14 protein-coding genes and 1 tRNA gene are annotated in these 18,092 nt (G+C 45.7%); 8 read left to right on the top strand and 7 right to left on the bottom strand.

Annotated features, from left to right (window positions below; genetic code table 11):
* Window positions 1-94 precede the first annotated feature (94 nt).
* Both LQ567_RS23785 and LQ567_RS23780 read left to right on the top strand, forming a co-directional pair.
* Window positions 95-1,015 carry an alpha/beta hydrolase gene (locus tag LQ567_RS23785; RefSeq protein WP_231008412.1) on the top strand — a complete coding sequence of 307 codons (921 nt, stop codon included), beginning with the start codon at window positions 95-97 and terminating at the stop codon, window positions 1,013-1,015.
* A gap of 91 nt (window positions 1,016-1,106) precedes the next feature.
* The gene (locus LQ567_RS23780; protein ID WP_231008411.1) at window positions 1,107-1,499 is read left to right on the top strand and encodes a hypothetical protein; all 393 of its coding nucleotides are present in this window, start codon (window positions 1,107-1,109) and stop codon (window positions 1,497-1,499) included.
* Here LQ567_RS23780 and LQ567_RS23775 read toward each other — a convergent pair.
* Window positions 1,494-2,705 carry an NAD(P)-dependent oxidoreductase gene (locus LQ567_RS23775; RefSeq protein ID WP_231008410.1) on the bottom strand — a complete coding sequence of 404 codons (1,212 nt, stop codon included), beginning with the start codon at window positions 2,703-2,705 and terminating at the stop codon, window positions 1,494-1,496. The two genes, LQ567_RS23780 and LQ567_RS23775, sit on opposite strands and share 6 nt — an antisense overlap.
* Before the next feature lie 256 nt (window positions 2,706-2,961).
* On the opposite strand from LQ567_RS23775, the gene LQ567_RS23770 reads away from it, so the two are divergent.
* A tRNA-Leu gene (locus LQ567_RS23770) sits at window positions 2,962-3,045 on the top strand.
* Between the two features lie 173 nt (window positions 3,046-3,218).
* Here the strand turns inward: LQ567_RS23770 and arsB are convergent.
* The 6 genes from arsB to LQ567_RS23740 form a co-directional block, all read right to left on the bottom strand.
* A complete protein-coding gene (gene arsB / locus LQ567_RS23765) occupies window positions 3,219-4,250 on the bottom strand; it encodes an ACR3 family arsenite efflux transporter (protein ID WP_231008409.1) in 1,032 nt (343 codons plus the stop codon).
* A 3-nt stretch (window positions 4,251-4,253) separates the two neighbouring features.
* On the bottom strand, window positions 4,254-4,868 hold the full coding sequence (locus LQ567_RS23760) for an arsenate-mycothiol transferase ArsC (protein ID WP_231008408.1): 615 nt from the start codon (window positions 4,866-4,868) through the stop codon (window positions 4,254-4,256).
* Window positions 4,869-4,887: 19 nt separating this feature from the next.
* A complete protein-coding gene (locus LQ567_RS23755) occupies window positions 4,888-5,361 on the bottom strand; it encodes a DUF6428 family protein (protein ID WP_231008407.1) in 474 nt (157 codons plus the stop codon).
* 58 nt (window positions 5,362-5,419) lie between these two features.
* Window positions 5,420-5,749: an ArsR/SmtB family transcription factor gene (locus LQ567_RS23750; protein WP_231008406.1), complete on the bottom strand. Its 330-nt coding sequence runs from the start codon at window positions 5,747-5,749 to the stop codon at window positions 5,420-5,422.
* Between the two features lie 876 nt (window positions 5,750-6,625).
* Entirely contained in the window at window positions 6,626-7,807 is a 1,182-nt protein-coding gene (locus LQ567_RS23745; protein ID WP_231008404.1) for a PepSY-associated TM helix domain-containing protein, read from the bottom strand.
* Window positions 7,788-10,139 carry a TonB-dependent receptor gene (locus tag LQ567_RS23740; RefSeq protein WP_231008403.1) on the bottom strand — a complete coding sequence of 784 codons (2,352 nt, stop codon included), beginning with the start codon at window positions 10,137-10,139 and terminating at the stop codon, window positions 7,788-7,790. Before LQ567_RS23740 ends, LQ567_RS23745 begins: the two co-directional genes overlap by 20 nt.
* A gap of 480 nt (window positions 10,140-10,619) precedes the next feature.
* Here LQ567_RS23740 and LQ567_RS23735 point away from each other — a divergent pair, with 480 nt between their 5' ends.
* From LQ567_RS23735 to LQ567_RS23715, 5 genes are all read left to right on the top strand, one after another.
* A complete protein-coding gene (locus LQ567_RS23735; RefSeq protein ID WP_231008401.1) occupies window positions 10,620-11,183 on the top strand; it encodes a sigma-70 family RNA polymerase sigma factor in 564 nt (187 codons plus the stop codon).
* Entirely contained in the window at window positions 11,180-12,223 is a 1,044-nt protein-coding gene (locus LQ567_RS23730) for a FecR family protein (protein ID WP_231008399.1), read from the top strand. The genes LQ567_RS23735 and LQ567_RS23730 overlap by 4 nt, the downstream gene beginning before the upstream one ends.
* 168 nt (window positions 12,224-12,391) lie before the next feature.
* Window positions 12,392-15,712: a SusC/RagA family TonB-linked outer membrane protein gene (locus tag LQ567_RS23725; protein ID WP_231008397.1), complete on the top strand. Its 3,321-nt coding sequence runs from the start codon at window positions 12,392-12,394 to the stop codon at window positions 15,710-15,712.
* 20 nt (window positions 15,713-15,732) lie between these two features.
* Window positions 15,733-17,175 (top strand): RagB/SusD family nutrient uptake outer membrane protein, encoded by a 1,443-nt coding sequence (locus tag LQ567_RS23720; RefSeq protein WP_231008396.1) that lies wholly within the window; start codon window positions 15,733-15,735, stop codon window positions 17,173-17,175.
* Between the two features lie 35 nt (window positions 17,176-17,210).
* The gene (locus tag LQ567_RS23715) at window positions 17,211-18,089 is read left to right on the top strand and encodes a putative zinc-binding metallopeptidase (RefSeq protein ID WP_231008394.1); all 879 of its coding nucleotides are present in this window, start codon (window positions 17,211-17,213) and stop codon (window positions 18,087-18,089) included.
* The last annotated feature ends 3 nt before the right edge of the window (window positions 18,090-18,092 follow it).

The raw sequence follows: 18,092 nt of genomic DNA, 5'->3' as shown, positions 1-18,092 counted from the left end.
TATATATTGTGGCGATAGGAGAAACGAGCGTATGAAAATATTTCAGCTAAAGTTGCTTTTTAAGAAGATGATCCGCAACAGGCAGGGCAATAACATGAAGAAGGTAGTTGCCGCTGTGCTGGTGTTTTTGTATTCGACAGGGCTATGTAACGGCCAGGAAATTCCGTTGTACGAAGGTATAATCCCTAATACAAAGCATACAGGTATAAAGGAGGAACACCGCTTTGATCCTGTAGTTGACAGCCTGGTCAGTAAGGTGTCTGTGCCAACGCTCACGGTTTTCAGGCCGGCACATTTGCCACCCCATGCACCGGTAGTGATCATTTGCCCGGGCGGCGGATATCATACGTTACTCATCGACCGGGAGGGCCGGCGTGTGGCAGCGGCCTTTAACCAAAAAGGTGTTGCGGCCGTTGTGCTGAAGTACCGTCTGCCGGATGACGCGTATTTGACCAACAAATATATCGTTCCCCTGCAGGATGCACAGCAGGCCATTTTACAGGTAAGGAAACATGCCGCGGCCTGGGGTGTGGATACTGGGGCCGTTGGGATCATGGGCTTCTCAGCGGGAGGACATGTGGCTGCAATGGCCGGTACGCATTTCGATACGGCGTCGATCAGGAATCCTGCTGCCATCAGCCTGCGCCCGGATTTTATGATACTGATCAACCCTGTGATCAGTTTCTCTGATCGTACAGGACACCAGGGCTCCCGTACAAACCTGTTGGGGCCGTTGGTTTCAGCGGATCAGATCCGTTTTTTTTCACCGGAACGCAATGTGCGCCCGGATACGCCCCCTGCTTTTCTGGCGCATGCTGCGGATGACAACGTAGTACCGCTGGCAAACAGTACTGATTTTTTCACTGCATTGAAGCGTAATAAGGTTGCCGCAGAAATGCATATTTATGCACGTGGGGATCATGGTTTTTTAAACGACCTGCCGGCCTTTGAGCAGTGGTTTGGAAGTTGTATTTACTGGATGCAAACATCCGGGTGGTTGAAGCGGTTCCGGTAGTTCGTATATGCTCCTGGGTTCATTTTGTAATTTTAGCAAGAGCACTGCAGGATGCACCATTGTTTATTAATAAAATGTTTAAAACCATATTATGGCTATTGATATTGGCTTTGAAATCCGGCTGATCTCAAAGCATGGAGGACCTGCATACGAGGATATTGAAAAGGTTCGGGCCATTTGTGAACATGCCAAAGATAGCTGTGCTCTGGAAGGTTTGTATGGTAAGTATTGGTTTAATCTGAAAGAGAAAAGCGATTATTTGTCTGTACAACTCTATGGCTATTACCGCGGCAATGAGGAAGATGATACTGCGGCCTTGGAAACGGTATTAGAGCTGACCTGGCAGGATGAGGAAAATGCACCGTTAATTACAGCAACATATTTTGCTCCGGTTGCTGAAGTTTTTGATATCCGCGTGGTCAGGGATTACTTGGTAAGCACGAATCGCAGGTTTAGCAGAAAAGTCTGCTGTATAGCTTTATAGCACCCCGTTTGCATAATCCTGCAGGTAATCGTAATGGGGACCCAATGCCCCGTTCTGTGCAATCGTAGCCCTTGTTAATATGGTGCTGCCTTCATGCAGCAGATCATCCAGTACAAATTTGATCAGCTGTTCACCGAAATAGCGGCTGGCATCCCTGGGCAGTTCATTGGGAAGATTTCCTACTGCCATGATATCGATCGAGCTTTTCAAATAGGGCGCTGTGATGGTTCCCGTTTCCCGGTCGATGCCGTAAACCGGATCGTCGATGGTTTGCGTTCTTTTATTGATAGGCACGGAGCCGTTCTCGTCATCCGAAACATCGGCGATGGTTTCAATGATAAAGTCTTCTTTTTGGATATCGGGCGCTTCAAACAACCGGGGCACGCCTTCGTACCAGTAAACCCCATTTAGTAAGATATCCGTTTGGCGGGTATAAGGCATAAACCGGCTGATGTATTGCTGCGGATGTTCATGAAAATCGAGGCGGTTATACCTTCCGGTTGCAGCGTGCTCATAAAGATCATAGCCTTTTAGTTGCGTATATACCGGGTAGTTAAAACGCCGCTGCAGGTATTCATCCGGCTCTACTTCATGTACGCCCATAAGGTTCATGATCTCCAGCAAACCATGTGCTACCCGGCCGCTGCCAGTGACGGCGATCTTCAGGTTGGGCAATCGCAATCCAAAATAGGTATGGATCAGTTCTTTAAAGTTTTTTTGTTTGTATACCCGGTCCAGCTTGAACAGTCCGGTCCGGTTGCCATAGGCCATCAGCCCGTTATGTGCGCCTACAATACCCGCAAAAAAGCCAAAACCGATGATCCGTTTTCCGTCTTCATGTTCCAGGCATTCATAATCAATCAGGGTTATTTTTTTTTCAAGTATGGCCTGCAGCAGTTGCTGGTTATGAGGCTGCTTTTTCTTGGTATGAGAGAAAAAGAGATAGGTCTTACCGGGGATCAGCTCGTTTACCGGCACCTCTTTAATGCCCAGCAGGATATCGCAACTGCTCAGGTCTTCGCTGATCCGGATACCTGCCCGTTCGTACTCCGCATCTTTATAGCAGCGCAGTGCAGCGGGCTGTACCACAAACAAAAGGTTAGGGCGGTGTGCCTGCAGCCATTTGCATTGAGCCGGGGTGAGTGCCACCCGGCTGTCTGTGGGGATTTTACCTTCCCGTATCAGCCCTATTTTCACCTGTTTCATGGAAACCCCGTTTTCCGGTTAAACAATAAAGCAATTTAATTGTAATTTTAGTGATCCGATAATGAAAGTACTGAATAAAATATTATCCGTCCTCCGGAATATCCTGCTTCCCCGGAAAAATTGTTGTAAATAACACCGGCCAGCGGCCAAAAATATGTTGCGGGAAATGTGGTGTTTTCCACCGAAAGGTTGTAATATTGCAGCCCGTTCGCATGAAGGGTCATGCGATATGTATTTTGAAATGGTCGGAGTGATTGCCCAGATGGCGGAATTGGTAGACGCGCTAGACTCAAAATCTTGTTTCGGCAACGGAGTGCAGGTTCGATTCCTGTTCTGGGCACTTGATTATCAATTAGATACGAAGGTTCGCGCATGCGCGAACCTTCGTTGTTTTTGACTCCATTTACAGACAATTTGCACGATTTCTAAAAGATCTAGCGCGAGGTTTATTTAAAATAAACCGCTTTACTTTATCTATCTGACTCTGCCTTTACTTTCAATGTGGAATTACAACTATCGATAGTATTTTGACTTTAACCATATGCTTGCTCTTACGAGCAATATCAATACAGGCACCTCTACAAGCGGACCTATTACCCCTACAAAAGCTTGCTGGGAATGAATGCCGAATACTGCTATTGATACTGCGATTGCCAGTTCGAAGTTATTTCCAGTTGCCGTAAATGCGATGGCAGCATTTTTTTCGTATGATACCTTCAGCGACCTGTTTATAAAAAAGCTGACAAAGAACATCACTACAAAGTAAATTACCAGGGGTATGGTTACTTTAAGTACATCCATTGGCAGTGCTAATATTTGATCCCCTTTCAGGCTAAACATCAGTACTATGGTAAATAGCAGCGCATACAATGTTACCGGTGAGATCGCGGGTATAAATTTCCGGTTATACCAGCCAATGCCTTTCGCCTTTATCAGCATGTTGCGACTTATGAAACCTGCAAGAAAGGGGATACCTAAGTATATCAGCACGCTTCCTGTAACACTCTTCATTGATACGCTTACATGGTAATTGCCTAGATCCAATTTTTCAGGCAGTATGTTGATAAATAACCAGGCCATAAAGCTATAGGTCAATACCTGGAAAATGCTGTTTAGCGCAACCAGTAAAGCGGCGTATTCCCGGTTGCCTTTTGCCAGATCGTTCCATACAATTACCATTGCTATACATCTTGCCAAACCAATCAGTATAAGACCGATCATGTAATCAGGCTCATTGCTCAGGAAGATGACAGCGAGTATAAACATCAGGACCGGTCCTATTATCCAATTAAGCAGCAGTGATATACCGATTACTTTCTTGTTCTTAAGTGCATTCGGCAGCAGCGAGTAATCTACCTTGGCCAGCGGTGGATACATCATCAGTATAAGGCCAACGGCAAGAGGAACATTGGTAGTACCGACAGATAGCGTATTGGTAATACCCGAGATATCAGGAAACAGGTAGCCGATGCCAATCCCAAGCGCCATAGCAAGGAATATCCACAAAGTAAGGTAACGGTCAAGGAATTTTAATTTCGGTTGCATCAACTAGATTTTAATCAGGGAAAAAACAAAGAACATTTCAGCTGCAATCTCCAGGCTTCTTTGAAAATACACTTGTGCCTGTTCCGGGGTATTGTCAGAGAGCTTAGGATCTTCAAAAGTGATGGGTATTCTTTTTTCGGCACCGGCTATAAAAGGGCAGCCACCATCCGCCTGTGAGCAGGTCATTACCGCGGCAAATCCTGATGTGGGATTAAAAGGGCTGTCATATTTTTTTGAATAGCCAATTATCGGGTAAGCATTATCATCGTATTTTATACCGTACAGCGGATTATTACTTTCTGCAATCTTGAAAATTTTGCAACCCTGGCTCGATAATGTTTCGGAGACTTTAGGGAATAGCGCTGTTTCCTCCGTACCACCCGAATAGCAGTGTACATTTGGAACGCTAAAGTATGCTGCTGCAACCTGGGCCCATACCTGCGATAAGTGGCTCCTGCGCGAATTATGGGTGCAAATGAAGGTAATGTTGATTTCCTGCCTGGCATCTGCTTTTTGCTGTACAAAGTCGGCCAGGGGCTGCAAAATTCTACGGCGGTCGGCGCTAACTGTTTCAGCCCACTGTAGTTGTTGAATTGTATTTAATAGCGATTGGTACATTATCGTTTCTTTTATTGTATTAGCAGCATCCGGAATTCGGGGTACAACAGGTAGATTGATTTACCGGCAGCTCAGACAAATTTGTCTTTTGCCTGACAGCGGGGACGCCGCAGGCTTCCTGGGCCAGGCACGCGGTCATTTTATTCTGAAGGACAAATGTTTCACCATCGAAAGCCAGGTCGTACTTGCCAATCGTTTCGTTCTGGTATTCTACCTCAATTTCTGCATCCTTTAATCCTAACTTACGTTCCGAAAGTTCTATTATATGCAATAGTTTGCCCGGCTTAAGTCTATGTTCGTAGTCATCGGCATTCCACAGCTGAAAATTTACCACTGTTTCTTTTCGTATAACGCCCCCGCAGTCGATAAAATTTTTTTCAATAATTCCTACTTCTGTAACGTGGAAATGTTCCGGTACCGGGGTTCCGTTCTCCAGCCGAAAGGCCACATTGCTAAGAGTGGGTAGTAGGTTTTTAATTTCTGACAGTTTCATAATGTTGATATTTATTTGTATATTGCAATATTGCGATTAATTATAGTAAAAAAAATCCTCAGCAGCAATCTGAAGCATTTACTTGCTCTACAAAAAAGGTATTTAGCTGGGATTTGATCTTAAGCCATACCTTTTCATCTATACAATAGCATACGCTGGTACCTTCGATATTTCCCTTTATAATACCTATATTTTTTAGCTCTTTCAGGTGTTGCGATATGGTGGCTTGTGCCAGCCCCAGCTCATCCACCAGGTCGTTGCAAATACATGCATTTTGTTTAATGATATGCTGTAAAATAGCAATGCGAGCCGGGTGTGCCAGCGCTTTTAAAACAGAAGCCAGGTGGTTCTGCTTGTCGGTAAACATATCAGTTTTTGTTAGTCCCATCTCTACGTGTATCGCAATATTACGATTATAGTAGTTGCGCGCCAAATTTTTTTTGCAGAAAGCTGCAATCTTATTTCAGCCAGCTTATGTAAGAGTAGCCTGGATAGTGGGACTGACACCGTTATTAAAATAGAGAGGAGACAGGACGATGCCCTGTGCCTGTTGCGCTTTTTGCTAAGTCACTGTTTCCTAATACATTAAGAAGTTTATAGTTGCTACGAAGTGCAGGTTCGATTCCTGTTCTGGGCAGAATAAAAACCAAGCGATTATGAAGTTTTACTTATAGTCGCTTTTTTATTGGGGCGTAACATCGATAACCCAATTTGCCTTCTTCAACTTTTTATTTATTTTTTTAGCGATACAGCTTTTAAGAATACAAGCTATTCTTAAATTAAAAACCAGCGCCTGTTTTAAAATCATCTTTAAAGGCTTCCGTTATCAATTCCGGGTTTCTGTTTCGGCATATGGAAACGCTCGTCTAACGTAACTGATGTTCGAAAAATTAGTTCAATGGAATATTATACGCTCCGTTATTATCAGCAATTTCAACTATAACTGTTGGGCAATTAAGAGCGGAGCGAGCCTCACAAACAGGAATGCGCAATATTGTTAGGTGCGTGCCAACGCAATACAACAAAAAAGCCTCACGTTGAAACGTCAGGCTTTAAACCAAAACTAACTGCTTATGAGAAAATCTTTATATAATTATTTTATTGTTCAGAATATATAGTAAATAACGCAGTCGCTTTTGAAAAGTTTGGCGATCGGTGGGTCTTAACTGACTTTTAACCTTTTGAAATGGTAATGAGCCAAAGACCTGTGTAACAGCCGGATAAAAAAAATCAAAATCAAGTGTATTATATGAAGACGGCTGCCCTAAACCAACACTTCCTCCTTTTTTTTAGCGGCGGGCAATTTCAGCGACGCTCTTTTTTTCTTCCTTTTTTTGCCCCACCAGATATAAAACCCTGTAACGGGAAGTGATGCGGCTATCAAACCTGCAAAAAATACAAGGGTACGTCCGGCCAAACCCCCGATGCCACCGGTATGGATATCATAGGTCATCCGGTTGGCCTTTTCACCTGCGTTGGCGGATGCGTATAGTCCCCAGTTTTTTGTGTTGAAGCGCGCTCCGGTATATTGATTAAAATAAAGGTTATCTGCGGGGGCATATATTCCCTCTTTAAGGTACATGATGATCTGTATAGCAGCACTATCCGAATCGGGTAGCCGAACCTGGTAATGTTCGATGCCCGGATAATTTTGCGTAGCGCTGTTCAATGCCTTGTCGATGACTGGAGCCGCATTTGCATCGCGTTCATTCCGGGATATGAATTTTGGGGGAGCCGGGCGTTCCTTACCTCCGCTAAATAACCAGTATTCGGCCTTCATAACACTTTCGAAGCTCCAGGCCAGGCCGGTTGTAATACTAAATAACAGCACCCAGCTTGCATAAAATCCCAATATCTTGTGAAGGTCATAGTTTAAACGTTTGGGAGATGCCCGCCATTTTACCTTAAAACTGCTTTTCCTGGCATTTTTGTTCCGGGGCCACCAGAGAATAAGACCTGAGATGACGATAACGGCAAAAATGATCATACAGGTTGCAACAACGGTCTGGCCAATCTTTTGTGGCAGCCATAGATACATGTGCCCCCGTAATATAAACCGGAAAAATTCGGTATCCATATCACGGGCTTTTAAAACCGCTCCGCTGTAAGGGTTCAGGAAAACTGCCCAATAATAAGGTTGATCGCCCCGCTTAATAAAATGCACGGTTACCGCACGGTCTTTCGCGTAGTAGATGATCCTCGTGGGTTTCTTGCCTGGTAACTGTTTTGCGGCGATGGCACTCAATGCTGAAACCGGAAGATAGGGCCCCCGCTCTTCTTTAACCGTAAGATAGGGCTGGGTGAGCTTTGATAGTTCGGGTTGGAACGCATAAATGGCTCCGGTAAGACCCATAATGAAAAAAACCAGCCCGGATATTAACCCGAGCCAGAGATGAAACCATTGAATGATTTTTTTAAACCGGCCTTTAGAGTTTGAACGAGACACTGGCTATAAAATTGGATGGTTTTTGCGGCGTTCCGTTATTATTCCAGTATCGCTCATTGGTAAGATTATTTCCTTTTAGCGCAAACCGGTATCGTTGCACATCATAAAATACGGATCCGCTGATTAAGGTATAACCGGGAACCTCAAAACTGTTGGCCGCATCAAACCACGAATCTCCCACGTAGTTAACGCCGGCGCCGAAGCCCAGGCCTTTGGCGTTACTTTCGGGAATGGAATAACTTATCCAGAGGTTGCCGATATTCTTCGGACTGAAGGTGACATTTTTTCCCTGCAGGGCAGGGGTGGCATTCCGGTACCGGTTTTCATTAAAGCCGTAACCAGCAACAATGTTCATACCAGGGATCGGGCTTGCAATGACCTCTGCTTCCAAACCCCGGCTGCGCTGCGTGCCATCCTGGAATGTAACGTTCTTTCCGTCGATCAGTGCAGTGCGCGTAGCGTTGGTTACACTGATATCATAAACACTGATGCTGCCTGCGAGCTTTGTATTGAACAGGTCAAATTTAACTCCACCTTCCAGCTGGTTACCATATTGTGGTTTTAACACCAGGATCGTATTGTCCGGCTGCGTAACCGGGGCCAGGTTCACAAATCCGTTCATATAATTTCCGAATACCGATAGCTTATTGGCGATAACCTGGTACACCAAACCAAATTTGGGCGACAGGGAGGTTTGCTCATAAGCGCCCGTATAAAGACCGGTTAATATATTATAGGTTCCTTTTGTTGAATAGCGATCTACCCTTAAACTCAACATCGCCAGTAGTTGATCCGTGATATTTACTACGTCTGAAGCATAGATGCTTGCGTTTTTAGCCACGGTTGATGTGGTGGAAAATCCCTGCTTTGCCGACATTGAGTCAAGGGAAGGCCGGCTCATGCCGCGCAAGGGCTGGCGGATATTGATGATATCAAAATTAACCGTGGCCCGGTACAGATCATTGTAGTTATAGTTGTAATCGATGCCCGCTACCATACGGTTACGGATATGGCCTATTTTAAAGTCGCCAATAAAATTTTGCTGTACTTCAATATTACCAAAGGTTTCAGGCGTTTGATTTCTTACCACTCTGGAAAAAGTAGAGTCTGTGAGCATATTAAGCGCTGTCCAGTATAGATTTTTATAATATCCTACCGAGTACAGATAATTGGTTTGTGATTTCCATTTATCGGAAATTTTGTATTCAACCTGCGCCTGGATATTGTTGATCCCATTATTCACATCTATGCTGTTATTGATATAAGATTTTTTGTAATCCAGTTGAAGATCTTTAAAGCTTCGGGCAGATATATTGGCCAGGTTTCCCAATCCAAAAGAAACTACGGTATAATTACCCCGCGTCATTTCCATATCCAGGATCAGCTTCAGTCGGTCATTCACCTGGTAAGAAAAGGTGGGTGCAATGGTAAAGTTCTTATTAAAACCCTGGTCCTGGAAGCTGCCTTCCGATTGAGCCGCCGCATTGATGCGGAATAAAGCCGTTTTATCTTTATTAATGGGTGTATTAACATCGGCGGTTACGCGACCAAAATTGTAGCTGCCTCCTGCAACGCTGATCTCTCCACCAAATGCTTCATAAGGACGTTTGGTTACATAATTATAAACCCCTCCGAATGTCACATTCCGGTTACTCCCGAACAGCGTGCCCGAGGGCCCTTTAATCGATTCGATCCTTTCCAGGATAGCGGGATTTAAAGGAACAATGGCACTGGTGGCCATTCCATTTCTCATGCCGATCGTTGTAGAAAATCCTCTCATGCTAAGCCCCATCGATCCGCCGGCGGAAAAGTTGGGTACGGAACCGGGAATATTGCGATACAGGTCGGTGCGTTCGATAATTACCTGTTCCTGTATCAGGGCCCGGCCCACCACATTATAAACCTGCGGGTTCTCCAGGTTTTTCAAGGGCATACGTGCCACGTATTCACTGGATTTGTAAACGAATTTATTTTTAGAATTGGTAACGATCACTTCCTGTAACTGGCTGTTGGAGATGGTTATCTGGAAATCGGCTATCACAGTGCGGTCTGGGGTAACGGTTACTGATTTTTTCAGGGTTTCGTATCCAATAAAAGAAGCTTCCAGTTCCTGATGTCCTGAAGGGATTTTTGGAAGTGTATAAAAGCCGGCTTCATCGGAAATGGCGTTACGGCCGGTGCCTGCAACTGTAATTGTAACATATGGAGCCGGCTGATTGTCGCTCGTAATGACCCTTCCTTTTATGGTACCTGATTGTGCTAAAGCGGTACCGCACACCATCATCAACACGCAAAGCATCATTAATTGATACGTAAACCCAGGTCGTTTCATCAAAGTAATTTAAAGATTCGTAAAAAATTTCCGAAGGTATTCAACGGCAAAATGAATCATTTACGAAATACGGAAAATCTGTTACACTGCTTGAAAAACGCTAACGGCTATCGGACCACATGGAAATTATAAAGGCAGTGATCAGGGTACTTATTATGCTTGCTGCACGTTAGTATTGTTTTTAAAACCGGGTGGCGTGTAATCTGCTTAACCGGGTTCAAAAGGGGACATTTTGAGAAGGGGCGATACTTCCAGCCACAACAATTTCGCGGAAATATTGCGCTGTCGATGCGATCCGTACCATCGCGGCCTTTGCTCCACCATACACAGTTCCTGATTGAAACGGGCAGGCGTAGCAATTTTTTTATTTCGCCGGAAATAAATACATTTACGTTCTACGTGGGAAAATTACGTTCTGTGACAGACTGCTAGGTAAAAGACTCCCTATTCAAAATTAAGAGAACCATAACCTCTAAAGACATGGATGTAAACGTATCGGATTTAAAAAACGGCGATAAGGATGCCTTTAACGCTGTTTTCTATTCTTTCTATTCGCCTGTGTACGACTACCTGATGAGTAAAACAGATAACAGTTATTTTGCTGAGGAAGTTACGCAGTTGACATTTATTAAGGTTTGGGAAAAACGGAACCAGCTTGCCGTGGATATCGATATTGGCGCCCAGGTATTCAGGATCGCAAAAACCGTTTTTATCGACCAGTTGAGGACCCGGTATCGCAAAAAGAATCGCCCGGACCTGGTGACGGAGGAAGAATTATCGGAATATACCGATAACCAGCTGGTGCATAATATTAGTTATAAGGATAGCTATAAACGGCTGAACCGGATCCTGGATATGCTTCCGCCTGCAAGAAAGCAGGTATTTGAACTGAGCCGGCTGAGCGGATTTTCGCATAAGGAAATTGCGGAGATGCTCCAGATCAGCACCAAAACAGTGGAAAACCATATTACAAAGGCCTTAAAACAGATAAAGCCTTTGTGGAATGCTACTATTTTAATTGTAGCTATATTTTTGCAACGATGACTGAGCCGCTTCATATGATGATGAACGAATCTTTGTTACACCGGTTCTTATCGGGAGCCTGTACAAAGGAAGAGATGGACCAGGTATTAACCTACCTGGAACAATGCCCGGGCGTGCTGGAACGCTATCTGGATAAGGATATGGACACGGCGCCGGTTGCTGTTCCTGAAACCCGCCGGCCGGAGGCCGCAGCCATGCTTTTGCTGGTGCATGACCAGATTGCTGCCAGAGGCCGGAAGCGAAACGCTTTACGGAGTGGCGCGGTATTGTTCTTAGTCGCCAGCTTTTTTATCGGGTTCTGGAACTTTAGCAGGGAGGCGTCTGCTCCCGCTCCGGCGATGGCACTTCAGACGGCCCCCCGGATGCTTGAACATATAAATTACACCGGCGAACCGGAAAGGATCCTGCTGCCGGATCAAACAACGGTTGTCCTTTATAGTAATAGTGTACTCCGCTACAGAGCTGCATTTGAAGGCCGGGAGCGAAACCTGATCCTGGAAGGGGAGGCCGATTTTGATGTAGCTAAAGATAGCAGCAAGCCCTTTATCGTGGTGGCAAACAAAATTGCAACCAGGGCACTTGGCACGCGTTTTAAGATACATGCTACCGATACGGCGGTGCTTGTAAAACTTTTTGAAGGGAAGGTGATGATCTGGCAGGAAAATAGCGGAGCGCCGCGTAAATATTACCTTACACCCAATCATCAGCTACAATACACAGCAGCCATCAACCGGTTTACCACCTCTGCATTTGGTACGCTCAAGCCGGTTGCAAATACGGTACCGGTGATCGCAAAAAAGACAACCGTAAAACCGCCGCCAATGGCTTTCAGGAACCTGCCCCTGGAAACGGTGCTTGAAAAAATGGCCACCCGGTATAATATCCAGATCGAATATTCGGCGGCGGATATCGGGGGTATATATATTATTGCCGATGACCCCGGGGCCGGGTCGGCGGAGTATTTCCTGCAAAATATTGCGCACATGAACCAGTTGCAGCTGGTAAAAAAATCGGAGACCGTTTTTGCCATCACCCGCTAACATCTACTTTAGTAAAGCCTGTTTATTTATATTTCTTTAAGAAAAAATTAATTTTTTCTTAACAGGAGTAGGGGATTGCGTTTTAAAAAAGCGTATTGCTGTATGAAGTAACAATTAAAAACAAATAAACTGTTTGCTTTAATGATGCGAAAATTGATTCAAACCTGCATGGCAGGTTTACTGATTGCTATGTTGTTTCCCCTGAGCGGCCTGGCTCAAACGACGACTGTAAATGGGATGGTAACAAGTTCGGACGATGAGCCGCTTGAGCACGTAACCGTTGTAGCTAAAAATACCGCGAAGTCCCAGTATGTGTACAATACCATTACGGATAGTGCCGGTGCCTTTCGTTTTAACGGGGTACAGCTGGAAGGCAAGTACAGCTTTACGTTTAGCCGAATTGGTTATAAAGACAAAACCATTATCGGTTTTACGTTGAATGCCGACGGGAACACTTCGGTGCTTGTAAAACTGCAGCGCGATTCCTCATCCCTGCAGGATGTGGTGGTTACCGGTTTTCAGCGTATTGACAAACGCCGGTTTACGGGGTCTGTAAGCCAGGTGGATAAAAACCTGATCAACCGGTCGGGGTATATGGATGTATCCAAGATGCTCCAGGGCGCTGCTGCGGGGGTAAGTGTTTCAAGTCCTTCGGGCACGTTTGGTGCTACGCCCAAGATCCGGATCCACGGGAATGCCTCCATCAGTGCCAACCAGGAACCCTTGTATGTATTGAATGGAGTGCCTATCAGCGCACCGGCCAATGTAAGTGTAAACCAGCTGTATTCCGGTGATCCGGCCAGCCTGCTGAGTTCTGTGATCGCTGGATTAAACGCCAATGATATCGAAGATATCTCCATTCTTAAGGATGGTTCAGCTACCGCCCTTTATGGTACCCGGGCGGCTAACGGGATCATTTCCATTACAACGAAAAAAGGAACAAAGGATGCAATGAATATAAGCCTGAGCTCTGCGCTGAGCGTGGGTTTGAAGCCGGATATTACCCGCTTTAACCTGATGAACTCCAAGCAGCAGATAGACCTGGCACGGGACCTTTATAACTACGGGTATCTTTCTGTTTTAAACTATCCTACCTCAACGGGCGCCTTCACTGATCCGTATTTCCGGTATGCCGAGAACCTGATCAGTAAAGACCAGTTCAATAAAGAAGTAAATGATGCTGCCTACCGGAATACCGACTGGTTTGATGTGTTGTTCAAGAATAACATCACGCAGGAACATTCGCTTTCCTTATCGGGTGGCGGCGGAAAAGCTACCTATTATCTGTCGGGAAGTTATGCCGGAGATAACGGTGCCTCCATCGGCTATAATTTGAAGCGGTATACAACGGATCTGCGTACCATTATCAACCTTACGAGTAAGCTGGACCTGGATGTGGATCTGGCGGCCAACTTCAGGAACCAGATGGCACCCGGTACTTATAATAGTACAGAGCCCAACGGTGAGGTATCCCGCCCTTTTGAATTGAACCCCACCCTTTATGCCATCAACACCAGCCGGGCAATGACGCCTTACAATGAAGATGGCAGTTACAAATATTACCGCAGAAATTATGCGCCGTTTAATATCCTGGATGAGTTGAACGAAAATTTCACCAAGGTGAATGCGCAGGGTGTGGCGATTACGGTAAAGCCCACTTATAAATTTACCAAGGACCTTACGTTTGAAGTACTGATGTCGGCAAGAAAGAATATTGCAGAAATCAGCCACGTAATGACCGAATATTCCAATGTGGCAGCTACCTATCGTACTACCTATCCCGATCCGGTAAGAACTGCAAACCCCTACCTGTTTAAAGATCCCACGGATCCTTTGTCGATTCCGGAGACGATTCTTCCCCGCGGTGGTTTGCTGGACCGGTATAGCAGCCGCGGCATGGAATTATATGGCAGGGCCACGTTGAATTATGTAAAACGCTTTCATGAAGATCATCGCGTAACCTTCTTTGGTGGTATGGAAATCCGTTCCAACAATTATACCAGCGACAGTACCCGGGCTTATGGATACTTGTATTACGGAGGAAAGATCATTTCTCCAACACAGCTGGCAATGAAATACGCAATCCTGAACGATCAACGTTATTACAAAGAAGCCTATGTAAACGAAAGGGCCGTTGGCGGTTTTTTAAATATCCAGTATACGTTAAAGAACCGGTATAACCTGGATCTGATGGGCCGTTCGGACGGCAGCAATATTTTTGGAACCCTTACCCGTTCCCGTTTCCTGCCCAATTATAATGTGGGTGTGTCCTGGAATATTGACCGGGAAGCCTTCTTTACCAATACCAACCTGGGCCGTATCTTCGATCATGCTACCCTGCGGGCAAGTTATGCGTTAAGAGGAAATGCCTACAATACTTCCCCGATGCTGAATGGTCAATTTGTAAATGCCGTTCGGATCGATGATATAAACAGCCAGATTGGTCTGCGCATCTATTCTCCCGAATTGTACAACCTGGCCTGGGAAAAGGATTACGTTACAAACGTGGGACTGGATGTGTCGTTCCTGAAACGCTATAACGTGGTGGCTGAATACTATACCCGTAAAAATATGAACCTGGTGGCGCCCAGCAGCATGCCTTTTGAGGAAGGCTTTGCCAGCAAGGCCATTAACTGGGCTTCGATGAAGAATCAGGGTGTGGATCTGACATTTAATGCAATCAACTGGTTGAACAATTCCAAGCTGCGTTGGGGTACCACGCTTATTTACGGCTATGTGAAAAATACCATGATCGACGGAGTGTTACAATCGCCGCTGTTGGTGAACGTTACCAAGCCTACGGGCTATGGCGTAATTGGTAAACCACTATATGGATTGTATGCGTATAATTTCGCAGGACTGGATGCTTCGGGGCAGCCAACCTTTGGCATTGGCAATACCGGCCGTTCTGTAAACATGATCGTATCCTCGCTTACCAATGATTCGCTGGTTTCTTATATGGGACCAAGAGAGCCCACCACAACCGGTTCTTTCGCCAATACCTTTGGATATGGACCTTTCGAGCTCCGGATCTTCTTTACATATAGTTATGGCAATAAGGTATTCAGAAATCCTATGGTACAGCGTACCTACGCAGATGCGCAGGCGGTGGCCCAGGATATCGATGCCCGCTGGAGATCCTCCGGTGATGAGCTGATCACCAATATCCCCGGATTGGTTTCCAATGTGCAATCTGCTTATCTGGGTTCCGCAGGTTCCTTGAATGAGTTTGCCTATAACCGGAGTACTGTAATGGTGGCCAAGGCCGATTTATTAAGACTGAGTGAGGTAATGCTTTCGTACGATGTGAATCCAAAAGTATTGAACCGTACGCATGTGGTAAAAAGCCTGCGCTTCCTTGCATCCGCGAACAATATCTATTTCTGGGCCGATAAAAAACTGCGTGGAATCGATCCGGAAAGCCTGATCACGGGTGTGGCGCTGCCAAATCCTAAAAGTTATTCCTTAAGAATCTTAGCGCAATTTTAGACTATTTAATAAGAGAAAATATGAAATCCAGATTTACTTATATTTTATTATTGGCATTGCTTTTTTCTGCAGGGTGTAAGCGTTTCCTGGACACGCCTTACGATAACAGGGTAAGGCCGGTACTCACGGAGCAATTTGCGCAGGTATTAACCGATGCGTATCCGCTGCGCCATGAAATGTTTACCGATATATTAACGGACGATTACCAGTACTATGCCACCCTGGCACAGGCTTCAATCAACGACCGCTTTTTGCCGATGTATTTGTACAAGGATGATTATCCGCAGAACATTCCTTCAACCGGTCCGGAAAATGCCTATAACGAATTTTACGCAAAAATTTACCGTACCAATCTTGTGATCGAAGGGGTGATGGGCTCCGAGCGTGGAACAGAGCAGGAGAAAGCAGCGGTAATGGGAGAGGCCCTGATGTTGCGTGCTTACTGTCATTTCATGCTGGTAAATCTTTTTGGACAGCACTATAATGCAGCTACCGCCGACAAGGACCTGGGTGTAGGCATTATTACTGCAGTAAGCCAGGAAAATAAAGCACTCGTAAAACGCAACACAATTAAGGAAGTATATGACCAGGTTGAAAAGGACGGTGTTGAAGGAATTGCGCAGCTGAAAAAAGGCGGCAATGCGGTTTCAAAAAATCCTTACCACTTTTCCCTGGCAGCGGCCAATGCGTTTATGGCGCGCGTAAAGCTTTACAAGGGCGAATGGAATGAGGCGGTGAAATATGCGGATGCAGTCATAGCAGAAAAAGGCCGTATTACCCGGAATCTGCAGGCCGACCTTGCACTGATGAGCCAGTTTAACCGGGAGTATTATGCAACCATGTTTATGGATCCTCCTACGCATCCGAACATCCTGATGAGCGTATATGCGGGAGGACTTACCTTTCTGACCCCCACCGGCTATACCCTTTGTGGGTTCTTTCCCTCGGATTCCGTACGGAAAATGTATACGTCCGTTGACCGCAGGGCCAGCATCCTGATCAGCGTAGGTACGGTGATCGATAACCAGGCGGTGTGCACCAAATATAATACGCAGCCGAACAACCCGAATAGTTTTGTACGGGCCGCTTATTTCACCACTGAAGAGGTGTTGCTGAACCGGGCGGAAGCCGTGTTAAGAAGCGACGGTGGTACCGTTAGTGATGCATTGGCAGATGTCAATGCCTTACGCAGTACCCGGTATACCAACTATGCGCCGCTGCAGGAAAGCGATTATACCAGGGAAACGCTTTTGAAACTGGTTATGGATGAGCGAAGAAAAGAATTGTTAAACGAGGGGTTCCGCTGGTTTGATGTGAAACGCCTGAACATTCCGGTGGAGCATGTATTGGGACGGGGATTGCCGGTGGCCGCAAAGCTTGACGCAACCGATCTGAAAAAGGCACTGCAGATTCCGCTTACCGAGCAGCTTGGAAACCCGGGTATTCAATTAAACCCACGCTAAACAACGATTATCTGAATCATATAATACATCGCATTATGAAAAAAGTATATTACGGGCCGCTTTTGTTTTTAATGAGCACGGCGCTGATATTGACCTTCAGCTGTAAGAAGGAGCGCGCGCTGGAGCGGGAGGCCCCTGTGGATTACCTGGAAGAAATTAAATCGACCGTTAAAAATCCGCTGGATTCCATTATTGATACGGTGCAAAGGGATTATGGGGTAAAGGTGTTTTACCAGTTTACCCCCCGTATCATTGATCCTACTACATTCTTTACGCCTACATCCTATAGCCAGGCCCTGGCATATACCAATACCGTGGTACGGAAAATGTGGCTGGGACCATTGAAGCAGCGCTTCCCCAAATTCTGGGCAGAGCAAAAACCCATCGAATTCCTGGTAGTGGGAAGTGCCATTAAATTTAACAGCATCTCTTCCGGCGGGGCAGCCGGCGCAGGCTTAAATGGCCAGTTTTACCGACTGGGTATGGGGGCCGTGGACAATATGAATTTTGGAGCGGCCATCGGTACCGTACGGAATATGGTCCGCGAGCATATGTGTATCCTTTTCCATGAGCATGCCCACCAGATGGATCATAAATATGGTAGAGGGTATGAATATGACCGTGTTTCCCGGGGCGACTACTATGGTACACCCGGGTATGCCAGCAGAACGGATGCACAGGCGCAATTGGATGGTTTTTTCAGGAACTACGGCGGCTATGCGCCGGAGGAGGATTTTGCTACAACGGTGGAAGCCTGTCTGCGTTTTTCAAAAGATTCCATTATGAAGATCGTAGCCAAAAATGCCAAACTGCGTACCAAGTATGATATGATCTACAAAAAATACCTGGACATGGGTATGGATCTGCACCAGATGAAAGTTTACCTGGATTCTGCGGCCATTGCACTTCAATAAAAA

Origin of the sequence: Niabella pedocola (genome assembly GCF_021044425.1) — a bacterium.
Lineage (GTDB): Bacteria > Bacteroidota > Bacteroidia > Chitinophagales > Chitinophagaceae > Niabella > Niabella pedocola.
Note: the sequence above shows the minus strand (reverse complement) of the source record. Positions and strands in the feature narration are given on the sequence as shown.

Bases quoted from the DNA above. Each gene is read 5' to 3' on its own strand.
- LQ567_RS23755 (WP_231008407.1), bottom strand. From the start codon at position 5,361: ATGAAACTGTCAGAAATTAAAAACCTACTACCCACTCTTAGCAATGTG.
- LQ567_RS23740 (WP_231008403.1), bottom strand. From the start codon at position 10,139: ATGAAACGACCTGGGTTTACGTATCAATTAATGATGCTTTGCGTGTTG.
- LQ567_RS23720 (WP_231008396.1), top strand. From the start codon at position 15,733: ATGAAATCCAGATTTACTTATATTTTATTATTGGCATTGCTTTTTTCT.
- LQ567_RS23725 (WP_231008397.1), top strand. From the start codon at position 12,392: ATGGCAGGTTTACTGATTGCTATGTTGTTTCCCCTGAGCGGCCTGGCT.
- arsB (WP_231008409.1), bottom strand. From the start codon at position 4,250: ATGCAACCGAAATTAAAATTCCTTGACCGTTACCTTACTTTGTGGATA.
- LQ567_RS23730 (WP_231008399.1), top strand. From the start codon at position 11,180: ATGACTGAGCCGCTTCATATGATGATGAACGAATCTTTGTTACACCGG.
- LQ567_RS23775 (WP_231008410.1), bottom strand. From the start codon at position 2,705: ATGAAACAGGTGAAAATAGGGCTGATACGGGAAGGTAAAATCCCCACA.
- LQ567_RS23750 (WP_231008406.1), bottom strand. From the start codon at position 5,749: ATGGGACTAACAAAAACTGATATGTTTACCGACAAGCAGAACCACCTG.
- LQ567_RS23785 (WP_231008412.1), top strand. From the start codon at position 95: ATGAAGAAGGTAGTTGCCGCTGTGCTGGTGTTTTTGTATTCGACAGGG.
- LQ567_RS23760 (WP_231008408.1), bottom strand. From the start codon at position 4,868: ATGTACCAATCGCTATTAAATACAATTCAACAACTACAGTGGGCTGAA.
- LQ567_RS23780 (WP_231008411.1), top strand. From the start codon at position 1,107: ATGGCTATTGATATTGGCTTTGAAATCCGGCTGATCTCAAAGCATGGA.
- LQ567_RS23715 (WP_231008394.1), top strand. From the start codon at position 17,211: ATGAAAAAAGTATATTACGGGCCGCTTTTGTTTTTAATGAGCACGGCG.
- LQ567_RS23735 (WP_231008401.1), top strand. From the start codon at position 10,620: ATGGATGTAAACGTATCGGATTTAAAAAACGGCGATAAGGATGCCTTT.